21 protein-coding genes are annotated in these 24,825 nt (G+C 56.4%); 12 read left to right on the top strand and 9 right to left on the bottom strand.

Annotated elements, in window-relative coordinates:
* Positions 1-131: 131 nt before the first annotated feature.
* The 4 genes from WH50_RS06275 to pilM are packed head-to-tail and all read right to left on the bottom strand — an operon-like array spanning position 132 to position 3,022.
* Positions 132-719, bottom strand: a complete 588-nt coding sequence (locus WH50_RS06275; RefSeq protein ID WP_110186558.1) for a pilus assembly protein PilP — start codon at positions 717-719, stop codon at positions 132-134.
* A complete protein-coding gene (locus WH50_RS06270) occupies positions 716-1,396 on the bottom strand; it encodes a type IV pilus inner membrane component PilO (RefSeq protein ID WP_110186557.1) in 681 nt (226 codons plus the stop codon). The genes WH50_RS06275 and WH50_RS06270 overlap by 4 nt, the downstream gene beginning before the upstream one ends.
* A complete protein-coding gene (locus tag WH50_RS06265) occupies positions 1,380-1,961 on the bottom strand; it encodes a PilN domain-containing protein (protein ID WP_165838330.1) in 582 nt (193 codons plus the stop codon). Before WH50_RS06265 ends, WH50_RS06270 begins: the two co-directional genes overlap by 17 nt.
* A 2-nt stretch (positions 1,962-1,963) precedes the next feature.
* Positions 1,964-3,022, bottom strand: coding sequence for a type IV pilus biogenesis protein PilM (gene pilM, locus WH50_RS06260; RefSeq protein WP_165838329.1), 1,059 nt, complete (start codon positions 3,020-3,022; stop codon positions 1,964-1,966).
* Positions 3,023-3,293: 271 nt separating this feature from the next.
* On the opposite strand from pilM, the gene WH50_RS06255 reads away from it, so the two are divergent.
* Positions 3,294-5,699, top strand: coding sequence for a penicillin-binding protein 1A (locus tag WH50_RS06255; RefSeq protein ID WP_110186554.1), 2,406 nt, complete (start codon positions 3,294-3,296; stop codon positions 5,697-5,699).
* A gap of 121 nt (positions 5,700-5,820) precedes the next feature.
* Here WH50_RS06255 and WH50_RS06250 read toward each other — a convergent pair whose 3' ends face one another.
* Complete coding sequence (locus tag WH50_RS06250; protein ID WP_110186553.1) at positions 5,821-7,083, bottom strand: malic enzyme-like NAD(P)-binding protein; 1,263 nt, start codon at positions 7,081-7,083, stop codon at positions 5,821-5,823.
* A gap of 439 nt (positions 7,084-7,522) precedes the next feature.
* Positions 7,523-7,741, bottom strand: coding sequence for a 50S ribosomal protein L31 (gene rpmE / locus WH50_RS06245; protein WP_104155888.1), 219 nt, complete (start codon positions 7,739-7,741; stop codon positions 7,523-7,525).
* 213 nt (positions 7,742-7,954) lie between these two features.
* Here rpmE and WH50_RS06240 point away from each other — a divergent pair, with 213 nt between their 5' ends.
* The 6 genes from WH50_RS06240 to WH50_RS06215 all read left to right on the top strand — a co-directional run bounded on the left by WH50_RS06240 (position 7,955) and on the right by WH50_RS06215 (position 15,658).
* Positions 7,955-10,324 (top strand): primosomal protein N', encoded by a 2,370-nt coding sequence (locus WH50_RS06240; RefSeq protein ID WP_243410014.1) that lies wholly within the window; start codon positions 7,955-7,957, stop codon positions 10,322-10,324.
* Positions 10,325-10,471: 147 nt separating this feature from the next.
* Positions 10,472-12,226 (top strand): arginine--tRNA ligase, encoded by a 1,755-nt coding sequence (gene argS, locus WH50_RS06235; protein ID WP_110186552.1) that lies wholly within the window; start codon positions 10,472-10,474, stop codon positions 12,224-12,226.
* 3 nt (positions 12,227-12,229) lie between these two features.
* Positions 12,230-12,970 (top strand): SPOR domain-containing protein, encoded by a 741-nt coding sequence (locus WH50_RS06230; protein WP_110186551.1) that lies wholly within the window; start codon positions 12,230-12,232, stop codon positions 12,968-12,970.
* Positions 12,971-13,340: 370 nt separating this feature from the next.
* Positions 13,341-13,880 (top strand): ATP-dependent protease subunit HslV, encoded by a 540-nt coding sequence (gene hslV, locus WH50_RS06225; RefSeq protein WP_104153359.1) that lies wholly within the window; start codon positions 13,341-13,343, stop codon positions 13,878-13,880.
* 13 nt (positions 13,881-13,893) lie between these two features.
* The gene (gene hslU, locus WH50_RS06220; RefSeq protein ID WP_110186550.1) at positions 13,894-15,225 is read left to right on the top strand and encodes an ATP-dependent protease ATPase subunit HslU; all 1,332 of its coding nucleotides are present in this window, start codon (positions 13,894-13,896) and stop codon (positions 15,223-15,225) included.
* Positions 15,226-15,274: 49 nt separating this feature from the next.
* A complete protein-coding gene (locus WH50_RS06215; protein ID WP_110186549.1) occupies positions 15,275-15,658 on the top strand; it encodes a gamma-butyrobetaine hydroxylase family protein in 384 nt (127 codons plus the stop codon).
* Positions 15,659-16,119: 461 nt separating this feature from the next.
* On the opposite strand, the gene WH50_RS06210 is transcribed toward WH50_RS06215, so the two are convergent.
* Positions 16,120-16,764: a peptidoglycan recognition protein family protein gene (locus tag WH50_RS06210; protein ID WP_110186548.1), complete on the bottom strand. Its 645-nt coding sequence runs from the start codon at positions 16,762-16,764 to the stop codon at positions 16,120-16,122.
* Positions 16,765-16,966: 202 nt separating this feature from the next.
* Here WH50_RS06210 and ubiE point away from each other — a divergent pair, with 202 nt between their 5' ends.
* Genes ubiE through WH50_RS06195 form a run of 3 tightly spaced genes read left to right on the top strand, consistent with a single transcriptional unit; the run spans position 16,967 to position 19,065 of the window.
* Positions 16,967-17,761, top strand: a complete 795-nt coding sequence (ubiE, locus tag WH50_RS06205; protein ID WP_110186547.1) for a bifunctional demethylmenaquinone methyltransferase/2-methoxy-6-polyprenyl-1,4-benzoquinol methylase UbiE — start codon at positions 16,967-16,969, stop codon at positions 17,759-17,761.
* An 8-nt stretch (positions 17,762-17,769) separates the two neighbouring features.
* Positions 17,770-18,363, top strand: a complete 594-nt coding sequence (locus WH50_RS06200; protein WP_110186546.1) for a ubiquinone biosynthesis accessory factor UbiJ — start codon at positions 17,770-17,772, stop codon at positions 18,361-18,363.
* Positions 18,364-18,423: 60 nt separating this feature from the next.
* Positions 18,424-19,065 carry an MBL fold metallo-hydrolase gene (locus WH50_RS06195; RefSeq protein ID WP_207780207.1) on the top strand — a complete coding sequence of 214 codons (642 nt, stop codon included), beginning with the start codon at positions 18,424-18,426 and terminating at the stop codon, positions 19,063-19,065.
* 58 nt (positions 19,066-19,123) lie between these two features.
* Here WH50_RS06195 and WH50_RS06190 read toward each other — a convergent pair whose 3' ends face one another.
* Together WH50_RS06190 and WH50_RS26300 are read right to left on the bottom strand one after the other, a co-directional pair.
* Positions 19,124-19,780, bottom strand: a complete 657-nt coding sequence (locus tag WH50_RS06190; RefSeq protein WP_110186544.1) for a Crp/Fnr family transcriptional regulator — start codon at positions 19,778-19,780, stop codon at positions 19,124-19,126.
* A gap of 149 nt (positions 19,781-19,929) precedes the next feature.
* A complete protein-coding gene (locus tag WH50_RS26300) occupies positions 19,930-20,073 on the bottom strand; it encodes a hypothetical protein (protein ID WP_165838328.1) in 144 nt (47 codons plus the stop codon).
* A 121-nt stretch (positions 20,074-20,194) separates the two neighbouring features.
* Here WH50_RS26300 and ilvD point away from each other — a divergent pair, with 121 nt between their 5' ends.
* Together ilvD and WH50_RS06180 are read left to right on the top strand one after the other, a co-directional pair.
* On the top strand, positions 20,195-22,036 hold the full coding sequence (ilvD, locus tag WH50_RS06185) for a dihydroxy-acid dehydratase (RefSeq protein WP_110186543.1): 1,842 nt from the start codon (positions 20,195-20,197) through the stop codon (positions 22,034-22,036).
* A 225-nt stretch (positions 22,037-22,261) separates the two neighbouring features.
* Positions 22,262-24,550 carry a putative bifunctional diguanylate cyclase/phosphodiesterase gene (locus tag WH50_RS06180; protein ID WP_110186542.1) on the top strand — a complete coding sequence of 763 codons (2,289 nt, stop codon included), beginning with the start codon at positions 22,262-22,264 and terminating at the stop codon, positions 24,548-24,550.
* Positions 24,551-24,825: the final 275 nt, after the last annotated feature.

Raw genomic sequence — 24,825 nt, 5'->3', positions numbered from 1 at the left:
AACCCGAACATCCTTCAATTGCAGTGCAGCAGCAGGCTGACTAAGCAGGCCCAGACACATGACCAGCACCAAGAATAACAGGCTATGTTCCGATCTCCGTATCACCTCAACCCCCTTACCTTATCGACTGCTTAGTTATTTTCGAACTGCATTGATATTACACGGGGGCGACTGCGCCACCGGTTATCACTGGTCGAGATAATTTCTTCCAACTCAAGCTGCCCCTGCAAGGGAGGCTTGGTACCTAACTGATCATTCATAGCCTTGCCCTGCTCAACCCGGATAGCCACCACGCGGCCAAAGTTTTTGCCCATGTAGTTACCCTCAGCCACCAGATGCAATGCTCCCTGCGGATCACGAACCAGGGCGAACTCCTTGCCACCTTTGTTCATTAATCCAACGAAGCTCAATGAGTCGAGATCATAGGCTTCAAGCGCCTCTTTGGGCCGGTTGGTATCAGGATGAATATCGGACTCTTCGATATCTGCCTTTTGCACTATTTTGATTTCTGGGTTAGTGAAAGGCTCGCGCAGGGTCGTGACATCGTACCGGGCAGGTTTGTACTCAGGTAGCGGCGGCAAAGGCGCCAGTGGCTTAGGCTGTGTTTTGCCTGCCTTGTCGACAAAGGCTTTAAGATCATCCAGCGGCACTTGCGGTGTGCACCCCTGCATCAAAAGCACACCGGCAACCATCACCGTACCGAGCGTCAGTCTGATCATGGTTTGGCTGCCTTCTTGCTGGTATTGCTCCCGTTTGCAGGCTTATTGGCTGCCTGCTCGTCGTCTTCCTCGAAGCGATATGTGCGTGCCTGCAATACCAGCTGCAACGAGCCGTCAGCCTGAGGCGTCAAATCAAAATCATGTAAGGTCACCACTCGTGGCAGGGCAGCCAAACCATAGATGAACTCACCGATAGCGTGATAGGCACCAAATACGGTGATCTTGATCGGCAGTATCTGGTAGAAAGACGACTTTTGCTCTGGCTGCAGGTCAATCTGGCGGAAAGTTAATCCTGCGTTCTGGCCAAGTTTGGTCATTTGGTCCAGCAAGCCAGGCACTTCCTGTTTGAGCGGTAGCTGCTGCAGCAAAACCTTAAAACGCGCCTCAACCTCCTCGAGACGCGCCTTATACATTGGCAAACCAACCACCATCTCACTTTTCTTGGTGACCTGCTCTTTCAGCCGCGGTTCCTCTCGCACCATGGCATCATACTGGTCGTCCAGATCACTGAGCACCAGAAAATATCCTGCTGCCAGCGCCAGTACAAAAATGAGCATAACGACAATGATCTTTGGCCCTATGGGCCAGCTGCCCGCCTGGCTGAAGTCCAGGTTGTTGGCATCAAAGCCATGGAAAGCACGCTTGAATGCCCGTCCGAGGTTATTGCTTTTTGCCATTGCTCACCTCCTCTGCTGGCTCAGCGGCTTTCGGTTTCTGCAGGTCGACCTTGAGATCAAAGTCCATCCAACCTACCGGGCTATCAGCCTTTGCCACCCGTGACAGGTTGGGCAAATGGAAGCGTTCCCCCTGATCCAGCGTACGCAGGAAGCTGGAAACCTGCAGGTTATTCTGCGCTTTGCCCTGAATAGCCACCTGATCATTACTGCGCTTCATGGCCGTCAGAAAGACTTTCTCCGGCACATCGCGCACCACATCGGCGAGCAGATTCACCATCACTGGCCGCTCAGCCTGTAATCCGTTGATGACGTCGATGCGGTCCAAAAGCAGCTGCTGGCGATCCTGAATACTGCGCAACTCACCCGCCTGCTTATCCAGTCGGGCAATTTGCGCCTTCAGGTACTGGTTTCGGCCCTGCTGAATATCAATCTGCATATTGCGCCACTGCCAGTAGCCTGCCAGGCAGAGTACAGCCACGATCAAGCCACCCAGCATTGCCTGATTGAAATATTTCTTGCGAAGCTCTTCACGTTCCTGACGCCAGGGAAGCAGGTTGATTCTCATGTTCAGCCCCCCCATTCCTGGCCGACCCGCATTGCCAGCCCGCACGCTGTCATCAGCGAAGGTGCACGCTGCTGCAGCTCAGCATCCAGCTTGCCGGGGCGCTTTACTCCAGCAAGGGGATTAGCCTGCACGACTTTCAACTGCAGGTGCTTGGACAAGGCAGGAGTTAATCCCTTCTGACAGGCGCCGCCCCCTGCCAGCACCAGACATCCTATCAGGCTATCTGGTTGAGCCTCAGCGAACAGCTCCAGCGCTCGCTCCAGCTGATGCCCTAACAGTTGCTGATAACGCTCGGCTTCGTTCATGGCGCCAGATGCTGGAGACGAGCTCTCGCCGTACTCTTCATATTCGAATGGATTGGTCACTGGGGGCTGACGTAACTGATGGTCGCCGAAATCGTGCTCGCGGGAGTACACCACCCGCTCTCCGTCAAAGGCATAGAGCACAGAGCGCATGGCACCGATATCGAGCAACATGATCAGGCCTTCCGCAGGGCGTTGTTGCTGAGCCGCCAGACTGTATTGGAGGGAGCGGCCAATCGCGAAGGTATCCACATCAATCAGGCGACACTCCAGCCCCGCCGCCAGCAGCAAACGCTCCTGTGTTTCCACCTGATCACGACGGGCGGCCACCAGGAACATCGACTGCAAGCCATTCCTGGGCTCCTGATCCAGCGCGCTGTAATCAAGAATGACATCATCAAGAGAGTAGGGAATGATCTGGTCTGCCTGATCGCGAATACTTTGCTCAATCTCATCGCCTATCGCATCGACCGGCACCTCCACCACCCGACTGATAACTGACGCACTGTTGACAGCAATGGCACCACGCCGGCTTTGACATCCTGCAATCTTCACCGCTTCCTGCAGAGTGCTAATGACGACCTCCTCCTCTGGCAGCATGGGATCGATCATCTGGCCATTGGTATAAGGCACCACAGCAAAACTGAGCAGTTCATACTGTTTGCCTTTGCGAGCCAGCTCTACCAGTTTGATACCGGTGGTACCTATATCGATTCCGAGCAGCGACTGTTGTCTGAAACCTTTGAACCACGACGGCACATGCAATTCCTTATGCTGGAATTAGCTGGAACTCACTCTAAATATAGATACTTAAAGTGATACGAAGAAGTTACATATACACATAAACTGCATGGTATAGAAAAAATTTTCTTTTTGTCTAGGTCACACCCCATGCCTCTGTGTAAAATTTGGTCACTCGCGTAATGTCTGCACAATATTTGTCTGACTATCGACCATGACTTGTACAGTTGGCCTGTTAGAATAGGGCCTCCTCCGCATACGCTCAAATACTTACCAGGACTCGTTACTCATGCTGAGAGCTTTGTTCCGCTGGCTCGTCTGGCTGACTCTTGCCGGAATTATTCTAGGTGCCCTCGCCACTTTTGCCATTTACAAGCACCTGGAGCCCACACTTCCTGATGTTGAGACCCTGCGCACAGTTCAACTGCAGACACCGCTGCGCATTTACAGTGCAGACGGCAAGCTGATTGGTGAATTTGGCGAAAAGCGCCGCACGCCTGTGGATTATGACGTTATTCCTCCAACTTTCGTCAAAGCCTTTTACGCCGCAGAAGACGCCAACTTCGAAACCCACCACGGCATTGATGTCAAAGGCCTGCTGCGCGCCTTCGTCCAGCTGGCCAAGACCGGCCATATTCAAGGCGGCGGCTCCACCATCACCATGCAGGTGGCACGTAACTTCTTTCTGACGCGCCAGCAGACCTTCACTCGCAAGTTCTCCGAAATTTTGCTGTCGCTGCAAATGGAGCAAGAGCTCAGCAAGGACGAAATCTTCGAGCTGTATGTCAACAAAATCTATCTGGGCAACCGCGCCTATGGCATCGAAGCGGCAGCACAGGTGTACTACGGCAAGTCCATCAGCGACCTGAGTCTGGCAGAAATGGCCATGATTGCCGGACTGCCCAAAGCTCCTTCTGCCTATAACCCGATCGCTAATCCAGACCGTGCCATGGAGCGTCGCAACTGGATTCTCGGCCGCATGCTGGACCTCGGCTACATCGATGATGTTGCCTACGAGCAGGCCATCAAAGAGCCAAACACCGCCCGCTATCATGGCCTTCAGCCTGAACTGGATGCGCCTTATGTAGCCGAAATGGCACGGGCAGAACTGCTCGACAAGTTCCCGGACCTTTACGAAGGTGGTTATCGTGTTTTCACCACCGTGGACAGCCATCTGCAGGAAACGGCACAGCAAGCGCTCGCCAACGCACTGCTCGAATATGAAACCCGCCACGGCTTCCGTGGCCCGGAGCAGCACTGGGACCTGAGTTCGCTTGACAGTGCCACCCTGCAAAAGCAGTTAAAAGCTATTCCAAGCTATAGTGGTCTGATGCCCGCGGTGGTTACTCAGGTTCAGGATAAGCAGATCCAGGTACGTCTGGCTGATGACAGTGAAGTCACCGTCGACTGGTCTGGTCTGAAATGGGCACGCAAGAATATTAATGTTAACAGCCTTGGTCCGGTTCCCAAGCAAGCTGCTGACATAGTTACTGTGGGAGACGTTGTACGGGTGCGCCAGCAACAGGCGTTTGCCGACAATGCCGAAGATAACCCTGAGGGAGAGGTGATCTGGACCTTGTCACAGCTGCCCGTGGTGCAGGGCGCACTGGTCAGCCTCAATCCCAAGGATGGCGCCATCATGGCACTCAGTGGCGGCTTCAACTTCTACTACTCCAATTTCAACCGTGCTACTCAGGCTCGCCGCCAGCCCGGTTCGAATATCAAACCCTTTATCTATGCGGCGGCACTGGAAAACGGCTTTTCTCCCGGTTCTATCATTAACGACGCCCCTATTGTCTATAGCGACCCCAGCCTGGCGAGCGGCGCCTGGCGCCCGGAAAACTCCGGCGGCAAGTTCTATGGCCCTACACGCATGCGTGAAGCGCTGTACATGTCACGCAATCTGGTGTCGATACGATTGTTGCGTGCTATTGGCATTGAAACCGGCATCGACTATCTGAGCCGTTTCGGTTTTGATCCTGCCAACCTTCCACGCGGTCTGTCGCTGGCCCTGGGCACAGCCTCCCTCACACCGATGGAAGTGGCTACCGGCTATGCATCCATCGCCAACGGAGGCTATAAGGTATCGTCCTACCTGATTAATCGAGTGGAGAATGTCGACGGTAAGGTACTGGTAGAAAATACCGCCACTGAGGCCTGTCCAAGCTGCATCATCAGCAACCAGGCTGTCACCCCTGATGGCCACCCGGTCGCCAAGCAGATCATGGACCCCAGAGTGAACTACCTGCTGACGGATATGCTGATGGATGTTATCCGTCGTGGTACCGGTCACCGAGCGGCCGCGCTGAAGCGCAGTGATCTGGCAGGCAAAACCGGCACGACCAATGATCAGGTTGATGCCTGGTTCTCTGGCTATAACAGTCGCATTGCCACCAGCGTCTGGGTCGGCTTTGACCAACCCAGCACCCTGGGACGTCGCGAGTTCGGTGCCGTGGCGGCTCTGCCAGCATGGATGGACTACATGGCTGTTGCCCTCAAAGGCATGCCAGAGGAACCTCGCCAGCAGCCAGATGGCATTGTCAGTGTGCGCATTGACCCCAAGACCGGTGAGCGTGCCGCTCCCGGCAGCGATGGCATCTTCGAACTGTTCCAGTCAGAACTGGCACCACCAGAGCTTCATCTCAATGCTCAGGGACAGGTACAGAAAGAAATCCGACCTGAAGACCTGTTCTGATGCGCTGATCTGCAGGGTGCGAAGCACCTTGCACAGCACCTGACGAACCAACAAGTTTTCAGTCAATAAAAAGGCCGCCCTGATCACTCAGGGCGGCCTTTTCACAAGTACTACCGGGAACTTATTTGACGTCTGCGACGCTGTTCAGCGGATAGTTCTCGGGGAAGGGCAAACGGGCAACGCCGGTATCGACCGCCGCTTTGGCCACAGCACCTGCCACTACACCCAGCAGACGACTGTCCATGGGCTTGGGAATGATGTATTCCTTACCAAAACTCAGACTCTGTAGACCGTAGGCAGCCAGCACATCCTGAGGCACTTCTTCACGTGCCAGATCCTTCAATGCATTCACCGCGGCCAGCTTCATTTCTTCGTTGATACGTGTGGCACGTACGTCCAGCGCACCACGGAAGATGAAGGGGAAGCCCAGCACGTTGTTGACCTGGTTCGGGTAATCAGAACGGCCAGTGGCCATGATCACGTCGTCACGTACAGAGTGCGCCAGCTCAGGCTTGATCTCTGGATCAGGGTTGGAGCAGGCGAAGACGATAGGGTTAGGCGCCATCGCCTTCAGCTGTGCAGGCGACAGCAGGTCAGGGCCAGACAGGCCGACAAACACATCCGCACCTGCAATCGCGTCATCCATGGTGCGCTTGTCAGTGACAGTCGCAAACATGGCCTTGTACTGGTTCAGATCATCACGCTCGCTGTGGATAACACCCTTGCGATCGAGCATGTAGATGTTTTCCAGCTTAGCGCCGCAGCTGACCAACAACTTCATACAGGCAACGGCAGCAGCGCCAGCACCCAGGCAGACGATCTTGGCCTCAGCAATAGTCTTACCTTGCAGTTCCAGAGCGTTCAGCATGCCCGCAGCGGTCACGATAGCGGTACCGTGCTGGTCATCATGAAACACAGGAATAGAGCATTTTTCGATCAGGGCGCGCTCGATTTCGAAGCACTCTGGCGCCTTGATGTCCTCAAGATTGATACCGCCCCAGGTGTCAGCGATACGAGCAACCGTATCAATAAAAGCCTGAGGGCTTTCAGCATTCACTTCGATATCGACGCCATCGATACCGGCGAAGCGTTTGAACAGCAGGCATTTGCCTTCCATTACCGGCTTACTGGCCAGTGGACCCAGGTTACCCAGACCCAGAATAGCGGTACCGTCAGAAATAACTGCAACCAGATTGCCTTTACCGGTATAGCGGTAAGCGTTTTCGGCATCCTTGGCGATTTCACGTACTGGCTCTGCAACACCGGGGCTGTAGGCCAGCGCCAGATCACGTGCAGTGGCAGTGGGCTTGGTTACCTCAGTCGCCAATTTACCGGGACGGGGAAACTCATGGTAGTCAAGCGCAGCTTGTTTGAGATCAGACATGTTCAAGTTCCGATGCTTTTGTTCGTTGAGTCGGACGAAAAATCTTAAATTAAAACATCGTTGCAAACCACCAGCCCCCGGCAATAAAGCCGGAATAAAGTCGTTGCCAAATATGACCTATGTCTACACTTTGCACTCTGGACAGCTCAGAACCATTCAATAAAACAGAATTTAAATCTATATAAAGACCATAATTTAGGAATAACCACTAATACAGGCCAGAAGCCAGCCACTACCTGCCTGAGTGGCAAGGAATCGGCAGAAGAAGAAAGTAGCGAGGAGAAGCAGCCCACTATTAGCTGACCAACGGATGGTTAACCTGATCGAAACAGTCTTTGATACCTCCTGGCGTCGCGCAACAGAAAAATTTTCCTGCCCACCACGCAGAAACAACAAAGGCGCCTTAAGGCGCCTTTGTTGTTGATCGCTCCGCTGCCAATTAGGCTTTGCGAGAACCCATAGCGCCAAAGCGCTTGTTGAAACGGTCGATACGACCGCCAACGTCCAGCACTTTCTGCTTACCGGTATAGAACGGGTGGCAGGCGCTGCAAACGTCAACGTGCAGATCTTTACCTACAGTGGAACGAGTCTGGAATTCGTTACCGCAAGAGCAGGATACTTTGATTTCAACGTACTTAGGGTGAATGCCCTGTTTCATGACCATAGCCTCATTAACTGTGCCGCTACCCGTATAACCACGTATGGCCGGGCACCGCACTGATAGTCAGGGCTGTAACAGCCCAGCGGACGCTCCCACACCAAAGCAGTGCAGGAACAAGGGCGCGAATTCTAGCAGAACAGCAATGCAGCGACAATCATCGTTTAAAAATTAGCCAGCACTTCCTTCATCACTAAGCGTTGCTGGCATGAGATGCGACATTCCCCTATCCTGCCCAGTCTGCAGGTACTTCGGTGTCTGACCCATCAGCACCGCACAAGCCTGCAGCACTATCACATGGCGGGCATACTGCACGCCCGCATTCAGCTTCCACTCGGGGACCATAACGTGCCAGCCGCCACCTCTGCCATCATCCTTAAGGTTGCGCTGCCCGTACCGCTATTCCGCCTGTTTGACTATTACCCCCCGGATAGTGTCACAGCCGACGAGCTGCAACCCGGCCAACGCATACAGGTCAACTTCGGCCACCGCCAACTGCTCGGCATTATCGTGGCTATCAGTGATGAAGCCAGTATAGCGCGGGACAAGATCCGCCCCGCCCTGACACTTCTGGACCGAGAACCGGTCCTTTCCGCCTCCATACTGAAGCTGCTGCACTGGGCGGCCAGCTATTACTGCCATCCGCTGGGCGAAGTCCTGTACCACGCCCTGCCCGTTGCTCTGCGACAGGGAAAGCCGGCCCACTTCCCGACTCAGACCCTGTGGCAGCTGACCGAGCTCGGTGGCAGTACTCGCCCTTCAAGCCTAACCGGTAGCCGCCAGCAGCAGTTGCTGGAGGAGCTGCAACGAGTGCCGCAGGGCCTGAGTCAGGAGGCATTGCGCACACTGGAATACAGCAGTCAAACCCTCAACTCATTACAGAAACGCGGCCTGATTCACTCCTTCAGCCGCGAACAGCGCCCTCTCGCCCCCCATGGCAATCTGTTAAATGAGGTACATCTGAGCCTCAATGCCCAACAGCAAAACGCGCTGGATACGTTACTGCAGCGTGATCAGGGATTCAGTGTCACGTTACTGGAGGGCGTCACCGGCAGCGGCAAGACGGAAGTCTACCTGCAACTGATCGAACATCATCTGCTGCAAAAGCAACAGGTGCTGGTGCTGGTGCCCGAAATCGGCCTGACGCCACAAACCTTGCGCCGCTTCAAGCACCGCTTCAATGTCAACGTGGTGATCCTGCATTCGGGCATGAATGATAACGAGCGTCTGCATGCCTGGCTGGAAGCACGGGAAGGCATTGCCCAGATCCTGATTGGTACCCGCTCTGCACTGATGGTACCGTTGCCACGATTAGGGCTGATCGTCATTGATGAAGAACATGACGCCTCCTTCAAACAGCATGAAGGCTTCCGTTACCACGCCCGCGATCTGGCCATAGTGCGCGCCAAGCAGGCTGATATACCGGTGTTGCTGGGTTCCGCCACGCCTTCACTGGAAAGCCTGCATAACGTTGAGCGCGGTAGCTATTACCATTTGCGCATGCTGCAACGGGCTGGCAATGCCGAGGCACCGCGCCTGCATTGTCTGGATATCCGCAATCGACCACTGACACAGGGCTTCAGTGCTCCACTGCTGGAGAGTATCCGCCGCCATATCGAGCAGGGGCAGCAGGTCATGGTTTTTCTCAACCGGCGAGGATTTGCCCCTACACTGCACTGCGCCGACTGTGGCTGGCTGGCGGAATGCGCGTCCTGCGACGCCCGTATGACCCTGCACAAACAGAGTCGTCGTCTGGTCTGCCACCACTGTGAACATCAGGCTGCTATTCCATTGCACTGTCCCAGCTGCGGCAGTGCCGCTCTGGAGCCTATAGGTCAGGGGACAGAGCGCAGTGAAGATGCCCTGAGTGACATTTTCCCCGATGTCCCGGTCATTCGCATCGACCGTGACAGCGTGCGTGGCAAGCAACGCATGGAAACTCTGCTGGATCCGGTCCACAAAGGTCATCCCTGTATCCTGCTGGGTACGCAGATGCTGGCCAAGGGCCACCACTTTCCCGACGTCACCCTGGTGGCCATCATTGATGCCGATCAGGGACTGTTCAGTGCCGATTTTCGCGGTATGGAGCGTATGGCCCAGTTACTTGTTCAGGTTGCCGGGCGGGCTGGACGGGCACAGAAACCCGGTGAAGTCATTCTGCAAACCGAGCATGCCGACCACCCCATGCTCGCCACCCTTTGTGAACAGGGTTACGATGCCTTTGCCCGCGAAGAGCTGCGTAGCCGTCAACATGTCGGTCTGCCGCCCTGGCAGCCGATGGCGCTGCTGCGGGCTGACCACCGCCGCCCGGCCATTGCCCTGGAATGGCTGAGCAGCATCCGACAGGCACTGCAGGACTATATCTTGCAGCAGCACTGGGGACATGAAATCCAGCTGGCCGGCCCGCTCCCCGCCAGCATGGAAAAGCGTCACGACCGTTACCGTGCACTACTGCATCTCTATGGCAGCCAGCGTCGGGAGCTGCACCACCTGTTGCAGTGGCTGTGTGCCTTTATTGAACTGAATCCACCGCCGGGAGACCTGCGCTGGTCAGTCGATGTCGACCCCGCTGACACCTTCTGAGCCGCTGCCAAGCCGCTTGGTTGGCGGCATTGAGTGCCGATACGCGGTTGCGTCACCTGAGGCTAATCGCGATAATGGCGCCTTTGATCCTCCCTGATCTGACTCCTGTACCTTATTACACACGTGTAAAAACACGCTTGGGCCGCAATGAAAGAGCTGATAGCCAATCTTATTCACACTGCGCTGGACTCCCTCAAAGCTGCAGGCACCCTGCCTGTTGAGCTGGATGTACAGGCGCAAGTCGACGCCACCCGTGACAAGACCCACGGTGACTTTGCTTCCAACATTGCTATGGTGCTGTCAAAGCAGGCGCGACGAAATCCCCGTGAACTGGCACAGGCCATCATTGCCGCCCTGCCTGCGGACGCCGCCATCACCAAAGTAGAAATTGCCGGCCCGGGCTTCATCAACTTCTTTGTCAGCAGCGCCAGTACTGCAGAAGTCATCCCCAGTATTATTGCGGCGGGTTCCGCGTTTGGCCTGAGTCAGTTGGGCAAAGGCGAAAAAGTTCAGGTTGAGTTTGTCTCAGCCAACCCGACCGGCCCGCTGCACGTTGGCCACGGTCGTGGGGCAGCCTATGGTGCCACCCTGTCCAATCTGATGGCCGCTGTCGGCTACGATATTCAGCGCGAATACTACGTCAACGACGCAGGCCGGCAGATGAACATCCTGGCAGCCAGCGTCTGGCTGCGTTATCTGGAGCTGTGTGGCGAAGAGTTCACCTTCCCCAGTAACGGCTACAAAGGCGACTATATCCGCGACTATGCCGCCGAGCTGCTGCAGCGCGTGGAACAGGCCTACCGTCATCCCGCCACCACCGTGTTCGACGGCGTCCCTGCCGATGAGCCTGCAGGCGGCGACAAGGAAATCCATATCGATGCGCTGATCGACAAGGCCCGCGACCTGCTGGGCGAAGACGCCTACGAAGTGGTGTTCCAGCTAGGTCTGACCCGTATTCTGGATGACATCCGTGATGATCTTGGCGAGTTCGGGGTCACCTTCAATGAGTGGTTCTCCGAGCGCAGCCTGACCGAAAACGTTGAACGCGCCATCCAGACGTTGATCGACAATGGTCATATCTATGAGCAGGAAGGGGCACTGTGGTTCCGCTCCACCACCTTTGGCGACGACAAAGACCGTGTCGTCAAACGTGATAATGGCCAGACCACCTACTTTGCCTCTGACATCGCCTATCTGCAGAACAAGTTTGAACGCGGCTTTGACCGGGTCATCTATGTCTGGGGGGCCGATCACCACGGTTACATCCCGCGTATGAAGGCGGCGTGTGAAGCGCTGGGTTTTGATCCTGAACGTATCCAGATTCGTCTGGTGCAGTTCGCCATCCTGTATCGCGGCGGTGAGCGCGTACAAATGTCTACCCGTTCCGGCTCATTCGTTACTCTGCGTGAACTGCGCGATGAAGTAGGCAACGATGCGGCACGGTTCTTCTACGTGAGCCGCAAAGCGGAACAACACATGGATTTCGACCTTGATCTGGCCAAGTCAGAAAGCAAGGACAACCCTGTGTACTACATCCAGTACGCCCATGCCCGTATCTGTACGCTGCTGCAGAAAGTAGCCGCTGAAGAAACCGCCTTTGATCAGGCTCGCGGCCTGAACAACCTGTCCCTGTTGGAACAGGAAGCGGAAAAAGACCTGATGCAGAAGCTGGCACGTTATCCGGAAGCACTGGAAAATGCCGCCGTGAATGGTGACCCGCATATTCTGGCCCACTATTTGCGTGAACTGGCAGGTGATTTCCACACCTATTACAACGCCCACCGCATGCTGTTGGAAGACGTCAATCTGAGAGATGCCCGTCTGGTGCTGTCTCAGGCAGTACGTCAAGTGGTGGCCAATGGTCTGTCCCTGTTGGGAGTAAGCGCACCGGAAAGCATGTAACCCATGGCTACCCAGGACTTTGCCAAAAGCCAATCCAGAGCGCGCAGCGGTTCGTCTTCGCGCAAGAAAGCCCCAGCTAAAAAGTCGGGCTTTTCCTGGCGTATTGCCTCTGTATTGGTGCTGGTGGGCGTATTCGGTTTTATTCTGGTGCAACTGGCACGAGTAAAAACCGATCCGGCCGCTACGCAGGCAGCGCTGGCCGTCAAGCCTGCGCCGGAAGAAAAGGAAAAACCCAAAGCCAAGGTCAAGGCACCACCGCCTGCGCCAGCACCGGACAGCGCCTCGAAGAGCTGGGACTTCTACAAACTGTTGCCGGAGTCGGAAGTCCCTTTGCCGCCTGATGTGCAACCTTTGGCCACCCAGCCTCCGCCGCCACCCAAACCGGAAGAGGCCAAGCCGTCCAGCAGCGCTGAACTGGCCAAAGCCACCGAAGCGGTGAAGCTGGAGGCAGCTAAAACCGAAGCACCGAAGGTGGTCGACAAGTCGACACCGGCAGCAGCACCCGCCGCCGGACGTTTCCTGCTACAGGTAGGCGCCTTCAAGACGGAAGATGAAGCCGAAAAAATGCGGGTGAAGATGTTCCTGCAAGGGTTTCAGGAAGTGGGCGTGTCACCTGGCCCTGACAGTAAAGGTCAGACATGGTGGCGCGTGCGCCTTGGGCCGTTTAGTGGCGATGGCTTGAGCAAAGCGGAAGGTAAACTCAGCGCCATGGGCACCTCACCCATCCGCGTCCCCATTCGTTAAGACCATATTCACGACCTAAAAAGTTACGGGGGCTGTCGCAAGACGGCCCCTGGGCTTTATATGACTCATCTGAACAGATCGGGCGGTGAGCGATGCCGGCCCCAACGCTATCTTCCTGCATAGTGCTTCAGCCCCTGAATACCCGTTCAGATGTTTCCATCTGTCACCGTGCCCTGCTGTACTGCCCATGATCTCGGTGCATGTCAGTACCCACCCTTGAAATAACCGCACACCGTCACCACTTCCCCCCAATACTAATTCACACTGTCATCCCGCAGCGGGCTGCGTGGATGATATTGCCAGCGTGCGCATTCCAGGCAATCTCAGTGGATTGCTACTCAGGACTGCAGGCGCCTTATTGGAGAGTTTGATGACCACTATCGTTTGTGTGCGTCGCGATGATCAGGTAGTTGTTGGTGGCGATGGTCAGGTATCCCTTGGCCAGAGCGTGATGAAAGGCAATGCACGCAAGGTGCGCCGCCTGTACCACGGCAAGGTGTTGGCAGGCTTCGCCGGCTCGACCGCCGATGCCTTTACCCTGTTCGAGCGTTTCGAGGGCCACCTGGAAAAGCACAATGGTCAGCTGACCCGCGCCGCAGTAGAAATGGCTAAAGAATGGCGCAGTGATCGTGCCCTGCGCCGCCTCGAAGCCATGCTGATTGTCGCCGACCAGACGGCCTCCCTGCTGATCAGCGGCACCGGTGATGTGGTCGAGCCTGAGCATGGCATTCTCACTATTGGTTCTGGCGGCAACTTCGCCATGGCCGCAGGCCGTGCCCTGCTGGAAAATACCAGCCTCAGCGCGCTGGATATCGTCGAAAAGTCACTGAACATGGCCGCCGACATCTGCGTCTACACCAATCACCAGCTGACCATCGAAAAACTCGATATCAACCAGCCCGCGGCCTGAAGGAAGTCCAGTCATGTCCATGACCCCACGCGAAATCGTCCACGAGCTGGACAAACACATCATCGGCCAGCACGAAGCCAAACGTGCCGTAGCGATTGCCCTGCGCAACCGCTGGCGCCGTATGCAGCTGCCGGTCGAGCAGCGGGCGGAAATCACCCCGAAGAATATTCTGATGATCGGCCCCACCGGCGTGGGCAAGACCGAAATCGCCCGCCGTCTGGCCAAACTGGCCAATGCGCCGTTCCTCAAGGTAGAAGCCACCAAATTCACCGAAGTCGGTTACGTCGGTCGTGATGTGGAATCCATCATCCGTGATCTGGCTGACGCCGCGATAAAGATGCTGCGTGAACAGGAAATGCAGAAGGTGCAGGATCGTGCACTGGATGCTGCTGAAGACCGCATTCTGGATGCCCTGCTGCCTGCTGCGCGCAACGACAACCCCTTTGAACAGGGCAGTGCCAAGCCTGCTGATAACCATACCCGTCAGGTGTTTCGTAAGAAGCTGCGTGAAGGGGAGCTGGATGACAAGGAAATCGACATTCAGGTGGCTGACAGCCCCATGGGCGTCGAAATCATGGCCCCGCCCGGTATGGAAGAAATGACCAGCCAGTTGCAGAACCTGTTCTCCAACATGGGCAATCAGCGCAGCAAAAGCCGCCGTATGAAGGTCAAGGATGCCCTGAAGAAAGTACAGGAAGAAGAAGCCGCCAATCTGATCAAGGAAGATGACATCAAGGCTCGTGCGGTGGAGATGGTCGAGCAGAACGGCATCGTCTTTATCGACGAGATCGATAAGGTTGCCAAGCGCGGCGAAACCAGCGGTGCAGATGTGTCACGTGAAGGTGTCCAGCGTGATCTGCTGCCACTGATCGAAGGCTGCACCGTGAATACCAAACAGGGCATGATCAAGACCGACCATATCCTGTTTATCGCCTCCGGTGCCTTCCACCTGTCCAAACCGTCGGATCTGATCCCGGAGCTGCAGGGTCGTCTGCCTATTCGCGTTGAGCTGAATGCCCTTACCCCTGAAGACTTCGCCCGTATCCTGACCGAGCCCAGCTTCTCACTGACTGAGCAGTATCAAGCGCTGCTGGGCACGGAAGGTGTCCAACTGCGTTTCGAGGACAGCGGTATCCAGCGCATGGCTGAGCTGGCCTTCCAGGTCAACGAGCAAACCGAAAACATCGGTGCCCGCCGTCTGCACACGCTGATGGAGCGACTGCTGGAAGAGGTGTCTTACACGTCCGGTGATAATCAGGACGAAGTAGTGGTGGATGCTGCCTATGTCGACCGCTATCTGGGCAGCCTGGCCAAGAACCAGGATCTGAGCCAGTACATCCTGTAACTGCTATGCCGCCCAGTGCGCTGGGCGGCCAACCCAAGCCGAGGTGGCCATGGCGGCACGTCCTGTCGAAATCAAACTGCACAAACGTTCCAAGACGCTTGAACTGGTCTATGCCGGTAATCAGCGCTATGTGCTGAGTGCCGAATACCTGCGGGTACATTCGCCGTCAGCAGAAGTACGGGGGCACGGGCGCGGGCAGGAGAAGCTGCAGACCGGCAAGATCCATGTGGGTATCAATGGCATGGAGCCCAGTGGCCAGTATGCAGTGAAGATCGTGTTTGATGACGGCCATGATTCTGGCCTGTTCACCTGGGACTATCTGCATGAGCTCTGCACCCATCAGGCCGAATACTGGCAGCAGTATCTGCACAAGCTGGAGCAGGCCAAGGCATCGCGTGATCCTCATGAAAGTGTGGTCAAGCTGATGGGCTAAAGAAATCAGGCACCTTCATGGTGCCTGTTCTTAAATGTCACTGCTCAAACAACCTATTACAGCTCATGTGCTGCGATGTTTCGTCACAGATGAAATAACGTTGTTGCCCTTCGCTATCAGGCAGATAACGATAACCACTACCTGATGCGGTTATACGCCAGTGATATTGCCGTCCCCCAACAGACATCATTCCTTCGACATAGCATGGTGCAATCACCGCCCGTCCGTGCCACTCGCTATCCTCCACAGGATCAGCCGTTTGAAAGTACTCTGCCACTTGTTTAGCCGTCAGAGAAAACGCCTTACAACTGTCATACGTAGCATCCTGGCTATCCCCACCCTGCTGAATAGAAATATCAGTAGGGATTGCGCACGCCGACAAGGATAAAGTAGAACCCAATACTGCCAGCAGTAGGCCACATACTCTTCTTCGATAGTGCATTGTCTTCACGCCCCTTTACTTATTGCCTTACGCCTGCTCGCAGAAACTGTAACAATTGACTTCCTTCCAATTTCTCTTTTCTGGCAATATCACCGTGAGCAAAAACATCTCGTGACAGCTGCAGCCCATATTCTGATAGCAAAGCACCAACCAACCATGCCAATGACTTTTTCTGCGCATCGGTCGGTCGTTGATAACCCGCCACCGAATTCAGAAATTTCCCTACTACTTCAATGCCAATAGAGTCGCTGTTCGAGGGATAACGTGCAGGATAGGCTTTGGCTGCCTCAAAGCGAGAAACAGCAACATAACGCTGTCGCCACGTCTGTCCTTTTTGCTGCAGCATACCGTTAATGCTACTTAACTCAGAGGGAGAGCAACTCGACTCGTTCATGCAGCGTGACTGCAACTGCCCAACATGCCAGCACTGTTTCTGTAACGAGGCGGTTTGCATGACACAGCCATCTGTATCAATCAGAAAATGCGCCCCGGTTTTCTGGCCCGCTTGATAGGCCGACAGAGAAGATTTAGCAGAAAAAGAATCGGTACGATGCAATACAATCGACCTGACAGTGTCAAGCCTCCCATGCTCAATGGAGGGGTAGGTTTGAACCGTAACGGCAGCGAAGTTCGCAATCCCGTCAGTAAGGTTGAGTATGCTCATTTCAACATCCTAGTCATGTAGATTGAAAGCTTGGACAGTTCCAACCAAGCAGGGGGCACTTTAACAACGCTCCTATCCACACTCAACCTCAGTGCGGCTTCATTATCATAACCTGCACTGCAAACACGAACAGAGGTAGGCCCGCGCCGCACAAGGCTCTACAATAGGCCGCAATTTTCCCTTTGTTGATAAGGCCACAGCTATGAGCGAGAAGGATCAAGCCTCTCTTTCCGACCACGCCGCCAAGCAGTCCCAAGAAGGTACCACCCACTTTGGTTATCAGCAGGTCGCGGTGGAAGACAAGGTGCGCAAGGTTGCCGACGTATTCCACTCCGTCGCCGGCAAGTACGATCTGATGAACGACCTCATGTCAGGTGGCATCCACCGCCTGTGGAAACGCTACACCATCAATCGCAGCAGCGTGCGCCGTGGCCACAAGGTACTGGATATCGCCGGTGGCACAGGCGATCTGACCCTCAAGTTCAGCCAGCTGGTGGGCCCCACTGGCAAGGTAGTACTGGCCGATATTAACGACTCCATGCTCAATGTCGGCCGTGACAAGCTGACCAATCGTGGCGCTGTTGGCAACATCGAGTATGTACAGGCCAACGCCGAATACCTGCCCTTCCCCGATAACACCTTCGACGTCATCACCATTGCCTTTGGCCTGCGCAACGTCACCGACAAGGACAAGGCACTGGCTTCCATGGCCCGAGTCCTGAAACCCGGCGGCCGCCTGCTGGTTCTGGAGTTCTCCAAGACCACCAATCCGCTGATGAGCAAGGCGTACGACACCTACTCCTTCACCCTGCTGCCGCTGATGGGTCAGCTTGTCGCTGGCGATGCCGAATCCTATCGCTATCTGGCCGAGTCAATTCGCATGCACCCCGATCAGGAAACCCTGAAAGGCATGATGGAGAACGCCGGTCTGGTGCGGGTTGAATATGAAAACCTGACCAGCGGCATCGTCGCTCTGCACACTGGCATCAAACCCTGAGGTGACCTATGTTTCGCCCTTTGCATGAAGCTTTGCTGGCTGCCTTCGAAGGGCGTCTGAACGCCTTGCTGCAGCGCGATGAGAGCAGTCTTGAACGCATCCGGCGCCACGCCGGACAAACCCTGGCCCTGCATATCCAGGGATTACCGAGCGCCTACATTACCCTGACCAGCGTTGGCCTGCGTCTGCAGCAGGAATTCAACGGTCAGGCCGACACCGAGGTACATACCAGCCTGGCCACCCTGATAGCCAATCTGGCCGAGCAACGCCCCGCCGCCGCCAGTGGTATGCGTATTGACGGTAATCTGGCCCTGCCGGAAACCCTGCAGCAGGTCGCCCTGCAGCTGGACCCTGACTGGGAAGGCTGGGCCGCCGAGTTTATCGGTGATGTCCCGGCCCATGCGCTGGGGACCACGCTGGCTAAAGGCTGGCAGTGGCTGCAGCGCAGCCGCGGTGATCTGCATCTGGATGTGCAGGAATACCTGCAGGAAGAAATTCGTCTGCTGCCCAGTCGTCTGGAGATTGATGACTGGATCGACGATCTGCATCACACCCAGCTGCAACTGGACCGGCTGGAGGCCCGTCTGGCCAGGCTGACTTGAAGCCTGCGGCCGGCTGGCCGAAGATAGCCCACTCTGTTCTGCTACGAGAGCCTGCCCATGCTGCGTTATCGCATTATTCCGGTTACTCCCTTCCAACAGAACTGCACCCTGGTGTGGTGCGATGATTCCATGGAAGGCGCGCTGATTGACCCCGGTGGTGACAGCCAGCGCCTGCTGGCAGCCGTCAGGGAAGAAGGCGTTACCCTGACCAAAATTCTGCTGACCCACGGCCATCTCGATCATGTCGGTGCCACCGGTGAGCTGGCCAGCAGCCAGTCGCTACCCATTGAAGGCCCACATCAGGCGGATCGCTTCTGGATTGACGCCCTGCCGCAGCAGGCCCAGATGTTCGGCTTCCCACCCAGCCAGCCTTTCCAGCCTGACCGCTGGCTGGAGCAGGGTGATACCGTCAGCGTCGGCAAGGAAAACCTGCAGGTGCTGCACTGCCCCGGCCATACGCCCGGTCACGTGGTGTTCTATCATCAACCCAGCCGCTGGGCACAGGTAGGGGATGTGCTGTTCAAGGGCTCCATCGGTCGTACCGACTTTCCCGGTGGCGATCACCAGACCTTGCTGGATGCCATCCGCAATAACCTGTTCCTGCTCGGTGATGATGTCAGCTTCGTCCCGGGCCATGGCCCCATGTCGACACTGGGCGAAGAACGCCGCAGCAATCCTTTCGTTTCCGGGCGTATGGGCTGAGAGCGAATTTCCCTGCGGGTCGGCCATACGGCGTTGATGACGATGGCATCAACGCCTCTCAGGCAGTGGCCTCGGCAATATAGAAGTTCAGCTTCTTCGCCTGCACGATGTCGATACCGCCGCGATGCAGCAGCAACCAGCCCCGCTGCTCGAACTCCTTCAGCAGACGCAGGATGACTTCCTCGCTGGAGTCCAGTGCCAATGCCAGCTGCTGATGACTGAGCAGCAGGCGGTTGGCATGCTGATGATCGAGCAGATAACGCGCCAGACGCACATCCACCCGCTCAAAGGTCAGCTCCTGAATCAGCCCCACCAGACTGGCCAGTCGCTCGCCGTAGCTGGCAAACACCATCATGCGAAAGTCATCCGACTCGGCCAGACCTTTCATAAAGGCCGGACGCGGGATGGCGAGGGTCTGCACCAGGGTTTCAGTGCGGGCATGGGCCGGGTAATGGCGATCGCCGAGCAGGCAGCTGGTGGTCAGCACACAGCTTTCACCCGCTCCCATGTGATAGAGCACCACCTCCCGACCGGCAGGCGTCTCGCCGTAGACTTTGACTGAGCCTGCTACGACCAGCAGGAACTGGGTACAGCGCTCGCCTTTTTGAAACAGACTTTTGCCGGGTGGCACCTCTATCAGTGCCGAGGTCTGCAACACCTCGCGCCCGACCAGGTCCTGAATCTGCTGCTGAAAGAGTTGAACTTGCTTGGCCATGGCTATCCGCCTTGCTACACGTGCTCTTTTGCTTAGAATAGCCCTTTATCGATGATCGGCAACAGACCCGTTCCATCCGTGCAGCTGACTCAACAGCGAAGCTGGAACAGGTTATCGGGCATGCGGCCCAGCCCACAAGGTGTAAGTCTTCAAGGTACCACCCCCTCACAGCGGCTACGCTGAGAACCTTGCTTGTCGCCCGCCCCGCTCATCGAATGGAAACTGTTGGATTTCGACTCCTGCCAGTCCGCACCCTGAATCCCGGCAATACCCCTGCCCCGATTTAATGCCACCAGGGTTTCCTGTTTTTGCCGAGCAGAGGCACAAGGATGATCGCGTCATCGTCCGCCTGCCCTCTCATCACAACGACATACAAACCGGGTTCACCGTGTAACCCGCCTGTGAGGAATAACCATGCCCGCCTATCGTTCCAAAACGTCTACCGCCGGCCGTAATATGGCTGGTGCTCGTGCCCTGTGGCGTGCCACCGGCATGAAGGATGACGACTTTCAGAAACCCATCATCGCCGTGGTCAACTCCTTCACTCAGTTCGTGCCTGGCCATGTGCATCTGAAAGATCTGGGCCAGCTGGTTGCACGGGAAATCGAAAAAGCCGGTGGTGTGGCCAAGGAGTTCAACACTATCGCTATCGATGACGGTATCGCCATGGGTCACGACGGCATGCTGTACTCGCTGCCCTCACGCGACATCATCGCCGACTCGGTGGAATACATGGTCAACGGCCACTGTGCCGATGCCATGGTCTGTATCTCCAACTGCGACAAGATCACCCCCGGAATGCTGATGGCGGCCATGCGCCTGAACATCCCGGTCATCTTTGTTTCCGGTGGTCCGATGGAAGCAGGCAAAACCAAGCTGTCTGAACACAAGCTGGATCTGGTCGATGCCATGGTCATTGCTGCTGACCCCAATGCCGATGATGAAAAGGTTAACGAGTACGAGCGCTCCGCCTGTCCCACCTGCGGCTCCTGTTCAGGTATGTTCACGGCTAACTCGATGAACTGTCTGGCTGAAGCTCTGGGTCTGGCCCTGCCCGGTAACGGCACCGTGGTCGCTACTCATGCCGATCGCCGTCGCCTGTTTGAAGAAGCAGGACAGCGCATTGTCGAGCTGGCCAAGCGCTATTACGAGAAGGAAGAAAAGGTCCTGCCACGCGACATCTGTACCTTTGAAACCTTTGCAAACGCCATGACCCTGGATATCGCCATGGGCGGCTCCACCAACACCATCCTGCACATTCTGGCCATTGCCCGCGAAGCCGAGGTGGAGTTCAACCTGAGCCACATCGACCAGTTGTCACACAAGGTGCCTCAGCTGTGTAAAGTTGCGCCCAACACCCAGAAGTATCACATCGAAGACGTTCACCGTGCGGGTGGCATCATGGGTATCCTCGGCGAACTGGATCGCGCCGGTCTGCTGCATACCCAGCAACCCACCGTGCACAGTGCCAGCATGAAAGACGCTCTGGATGTCTGGGACATCATGCGCAACCCCAGTCCCGAAGTGAAAGAATTCTATCGCGCAGGCCCTGCCGGTATTCCCACACAGGTAGCGTTCAGCCAGAACACCCGCTGGAACAGCCTGGATGGCGACCGTGCTCAGGGCTGTATCCGCTCACTGGAGCACGCCTTCTCCAGAGAAGGTGGCTTGGCCGTATTGTTCGGCAACATTGCGCTGGACGGCTGTGTGGTGAAAACCGCCGGTGTGGATGAGTCCATTCTGGTCTTTGAAGGCCCGGCTCATATCACTGAGTCGCAGGATGAAGCGGTACGCAACATCCTTGATGACAAGGTCAAATCCGGTGACGTGGTGATCGTCCGCTACGAAGGCCCGAAAGGTGGCCCGGGCATGCAGGAAATGCTCTATCCCACCTCCTACATCAAGTCCAAAGGGCTGGGCAAGCATTGCGCGCTGCTGACTGATGGCCGTTTCTCTGGCGGCACCTCTGGTCTGTCCATCGGCCACGTGTCCCCCGAAGCCGCTGCCGGTGGTGCCATTGGTCTGGTGCAGAACGGTGACATAATCCGTATCGACATCCCCAACCGTCGCATTGATGTACTGCTGAGCGATGAAGAGCTGGCCAGCCGCCGTGCAGCCATGGATGCCAAGGGCAAGGACGGCTGGAAACCCGCGGCCCCTCGCCCACGTAAGGTGACGCCCGCGCTGAAGGCCTACGCCCTGCTGGCGACCAGTGCCGACAAGGGCGCTGTGCGCGACCTGTCACAGCTGGACTGATCTTCCGGTTACCGCTTTGCATCAGTAGCTTCACCAACAACGGCGCCTCGGCGCCGTTGTTATTTTTGTAACGCGTTTTGTACTGAATGGATGGCAATGGTCATTCAGTACCCACTGACTGTTCTTATAACGACAGCTTTGTCACTATCGCGTAAACCGGCTTGCACAGTGCGCCAGCCTGAGCCATACCTGTAAGGTGCTGCACTATCTGAGAGTCCGTTGCTAATGCCTAAGGCATCCCCTCCCTATCGCTCCGCCCTGACCATCGCCATCAGCTATGCGCTACTCAGCACCCTGTGGATCTTGTTTTCTGACACTCTGGTGCAGCAATGGAGCACTGACAGCGATGCCGCCATGACCCTGCAGCGCTACAAGGGGCTACTTTTTGTACTGATCTCGGCACTGTATCTGTTTTATGTCAGCCTGCGCTTTCTGCGGGATCTGGATCACAGCCGCAAGCGCCTCGGCAGTTACGCCGTCAAGCTGGACAATCTGCTGCAGCGGTTACCCGAAGGCCTGTTTGAAGTCAGCAGTGAAGGCAAGGTCCTGCTGCATAATCGCCATCTCAGCACACTGCTGGCACTGGGCGAAGAAGATCTGCATGGTCACAGCATCTGGCCACTGCTGCCTGAATGCGACGCCACCGACTATCTGCGTGATAAAGTCAGCCATTTGCTGAGTGGCGCTCCCACCCTGCCCCGGCCGGTACTGCTGCCGATGCCTGACCAGCGCATCCTGGAGCTGACCTGGGGGCCACTGCAGGATGCCAGCCAGCAGCTCAGAGGCTGGTTTGGCGTGATCGTCGATATCAGCGCCAGAGTGCGCCAGCAGGATCAGCTGACCCTGCACGCCAGTGTTTTTGACAATGCCAGCGAAGGGCACCTGATCTGTACCGATGAGGGAAGGATTCTGGCCGCCAACAGCGCCTGTCAGACCCTGCTGGAAGCCGATGAACCCCTGCTCGGTCAGGCGGTGTCCCCACTGATTGCCGCCAGCTGGCCATCGTTCTCAGCCTTGCTGCGGGAAGTCGGTGGCGTTGGCGAATGGCAGGGTGAATGCGAACTGGAGCCGCTCAATCACCAGCGTCTGCCGGTTAATCTGCGCCTGCGCCAGATCGAACTGAGCCAGATCAGTGGCTACTGCTATCTGCTGACCTTCAGTGACCTGCGCACGCTCAAGCAGTCGGAACAACGCATCAGCCGACTGACCCAGTATGATCCCCTGACAGGTCTGCCCAACCGCCAGCAGCTGGAACAGTTCATGGCCACCTATCTGCAGGCGGAAACCGGCACCTCCTGTACCCTGTGTTATCTGGATATTGATCGCTATCGCCAGCTGCGTGACAACCTTGGTCCACAGGCTGGTAACCAGCTGGTGAGAATCATGGCGCGCCGCCTCTCCAACGCCCTCAGCGACGACGACCTGCTGTTTCGCTACGGTGATGATGACTTTATCGTGCTGCTGCGGTTTGTCGGTGACCGCGAGGAGCAGGTGATCAAGCGCGCAGAAGCCTTGCGCCTGTGCAGCCTGCACCCCATTTCACTGCAGGGTATGGATGTCCATCTCAGCCTGAGTCAGGGCCTGAGCCGTTTTCCACAGGATGGCGACAGCCTCGACAGCCTGCTGCAGAAAGCCATGCTGGCACAGTCGCAGGTCCGGGCTGAAGGAGGCAACGGCTATTATCTGTACAACCTCAGCCGCAGCCATGAAGCAATGACGCCGATCCGGCTGGAAAACGATCTGCGCCAAAGTATCGGCACCGATGAACTCTATCCGGTATTCCAGCCGCAGGTGGATTTGTGCACAGGCGCGGTGACCGGTATGGAGCTGCTGGCACGCTGGTGCCATCCTCAAGATGGCCCGGTTCCCCCGCTGCGTTTCATTCCACTGGCAGAGGAAAGCGAGCTGATCGACCAGCTCAGCATCCATCTGCTGCGCAAGGCGATTGCATACTGGCCCGCCTGGCAGGCCATCAGCCCAGCACCGATGACCCTCAGTTTCAATCTGGCACCCGCATTGCTACTGCGCGATGCCTTTCTGCACTTTCTCAATGAGGAACAGGAAAACGGCCGTATCAGCCCGCAGTGGCTACGCTTTGAGATCACCGAGAATCGCTTTATCGACGACAGTGCGGTACTTGCCCGCCTGTATCACCTTAACCGGCAGGGCTACGCCATCATCATGGATGATTTCGGTACCGGCTACTCCTCGCTTGGCCGCCTGAAAGATCTGCCACTGCAGGCGCTGAAGATAGATCGCACCTTCGTGCATGATGCCCTGCAGAGCACTAACGATCAGGCCATCATCATTTCCACCCTGTCGCTGGCCACCCATCTGGGCCTCGACGTTATCGCCGAAGGGGTGGAAACCACCGAGCAGGCGGAGTGGCTGCGCCAGCAGGGCTGCCCCAAAGCACAGGGCTACCTGTACTCCGCACCATTACCAGCTGACCAGCTGGGCGGCTATCTGCAGCAGCAACTGCGCCTCAACACGAGCTGCGCGCAGCCAGAGTAGCGGCTTAACAGGCTGTTGAAAAACGTTATCGAGGCAGCCGAGACAAGGAAATACCCCTAGGGCACAAGAAACAGGCGAAAAAGCGGAGTTTAGTGAACTAAATGAGCATTTTGAGCCTGTTTTTGACGCGGCATTCGGCAACGCAGATAGATTTTCAACGACCTGCTAAGCAGGTCCATCATCCTTCTACCCAAAACATGTCTTTTCAATCGAATTACCTTTGTTTACTTGAGCATGTCCCACGTGCAGTTCACACTTCGGAAACGTGACTGTGG

It is taken from the genome of Pokkaliibacter plantistimulans, from assembly GCF_003194385.1.
In the GTDB taxonomy this organism is placed as follows: Bacteria; Pseudomonadota; Gammaproteobacteria; order Pseudomonadales; family Balneatricaceae; genus Pokkaliibacter; species Pokkaliibacter plantistimulans.
The sequence above is the reverse complement of the archived record's forward strand: the minus strand, read 5'-3'. Positions and strand labels throughout refer to the sequence as shown.

Excerpts from the sequence above, each read along its gene's own strand:
- argS (WP_110186552.1), top strand. The coding sequence starts at position 10,472 with ATGAAAGAGCTGATAGCCAATCTTATTCACACTGCGCTGGACTCCCTC.
- WH50_RS06200 (WP_110186546.1), top strand. The coding sequence starts at position 17,770 with ATGTTTCGCCCTTTGCATGAAGCTTTGCTGGCTGCCTTCGAAGGGCGT.
- WH50_RS06250 (WP_110186553.1), bottom strand. The coding sequence starts at position 7,083 with ATGTCTGATCTCAAACAAGCTGCGCTTGACTACCATGAGTTTCCCCGT.
- WH50_RS06240 (WP_243410014.1), top strand. The coding sequence starts at position 7,955 with ATGCGACATTCCCCTATCCTGCCCAGTCTGCAGGTACTTCGGTGTCTG.
- WH50_RS06210 (WP_110186548.1), bottom strand. The coding sequence starts at position 16,764 with ATGAGCATACTCAACCTTACTGACGGGATTGCGAACTTCGCTGCCGTT.
- hslU (WP_110186550.1), top strand. The coding sequence starts at position 13,894 with ATGTCCATGACCCCACGCGAAATCGTCCACGAGCTGGACAAACACATC.
- hslV (WP_104153359.1), top strand. The coding sequence starts at position 13,341 with ATGACCACTATCGTTTGTGTGCGTCGCGATGATCAGGTAGTTGTTGGT.
- ilvD (WP_110186543.1), top strand. The coding sequence starts at position 20,195 with ATGCCCGCCTATCGTTCCAAAACGTCTACCGCCGGCCGTAATATGGCT.
- WH50_RS06275 (WP_110186558.1), bottom strand. The coding sequence starts at position 719 with ATGATCAGACTGACGCTCGGTACGGTGATGGTTGCCGGTGTGCTTTTG.
- WH50_RS06230 (WP_110186551.1), top strand. The coding sequence starts at position 12,230 with ATGGCTACCCAGGACTTTGCCAAAAGCCAATCCAGAGCGCGCAGCGGT.
- WH50_RS06180 (WP_110186542.1), top strand. The coding sequence starts at position 22,262 with ATGCCTAAGGCATCCCCTCCCTATCGCTCCGCCCTGACCATCGCCATC.
- WH50_RS06255 (WP_110186554.1), top strand. The coding sequence starts at position 3,294 with ATGCTGAGAGCTTTGTTCCGCTGGCTCGTCTGGCTGACTCTTGCCGGA.
- WH50_RS06270 (WP_110186557.1), bottom strand. The coding sequence starts at position 1,396 with ATGGCAAAAAGCAATAACCTCGGACGGGCATTCAAGCGTGCTTTCCAT.
- WH50_RS06215 (WP_110186549.1), top strand. The coding sequence starts at position 15,275 with ATGGCGGCACGTCCTGTCGAAATCAAACTGCACAAACGTTCCAAGACG.
- rpmE (WP_104155888.1), bottom strand. The coding sequence starts at position 7,741 with ATGAAACAGGGCATTCACCCTAAGTACGTTGAAATCAAAGTATCCTGC.
- WH50_RS06265 (WP_165838330.1), bottom strand. The coding sequence starts at position 1,961 with ATGAGAATCAACCTGCTTCCCTGGCGTCAGGAACGTGAAGAGCTTCGC.
- ubiE (WP_110186547.1), top strand. The coding sequence starts at position 16,967 with ATGAGCGAGAAGGATCAAGCCTCTCTTTCCGACCACGCCGCCAAGCAG.
- WH50_RS06190 (WP_110186544.1), bottom strand. The coding sequence starts at position 19,780 with ATGGCCAAGCAAGTTCAACTCTTTCAGCAGCAGATTCAGGACCTGGTC.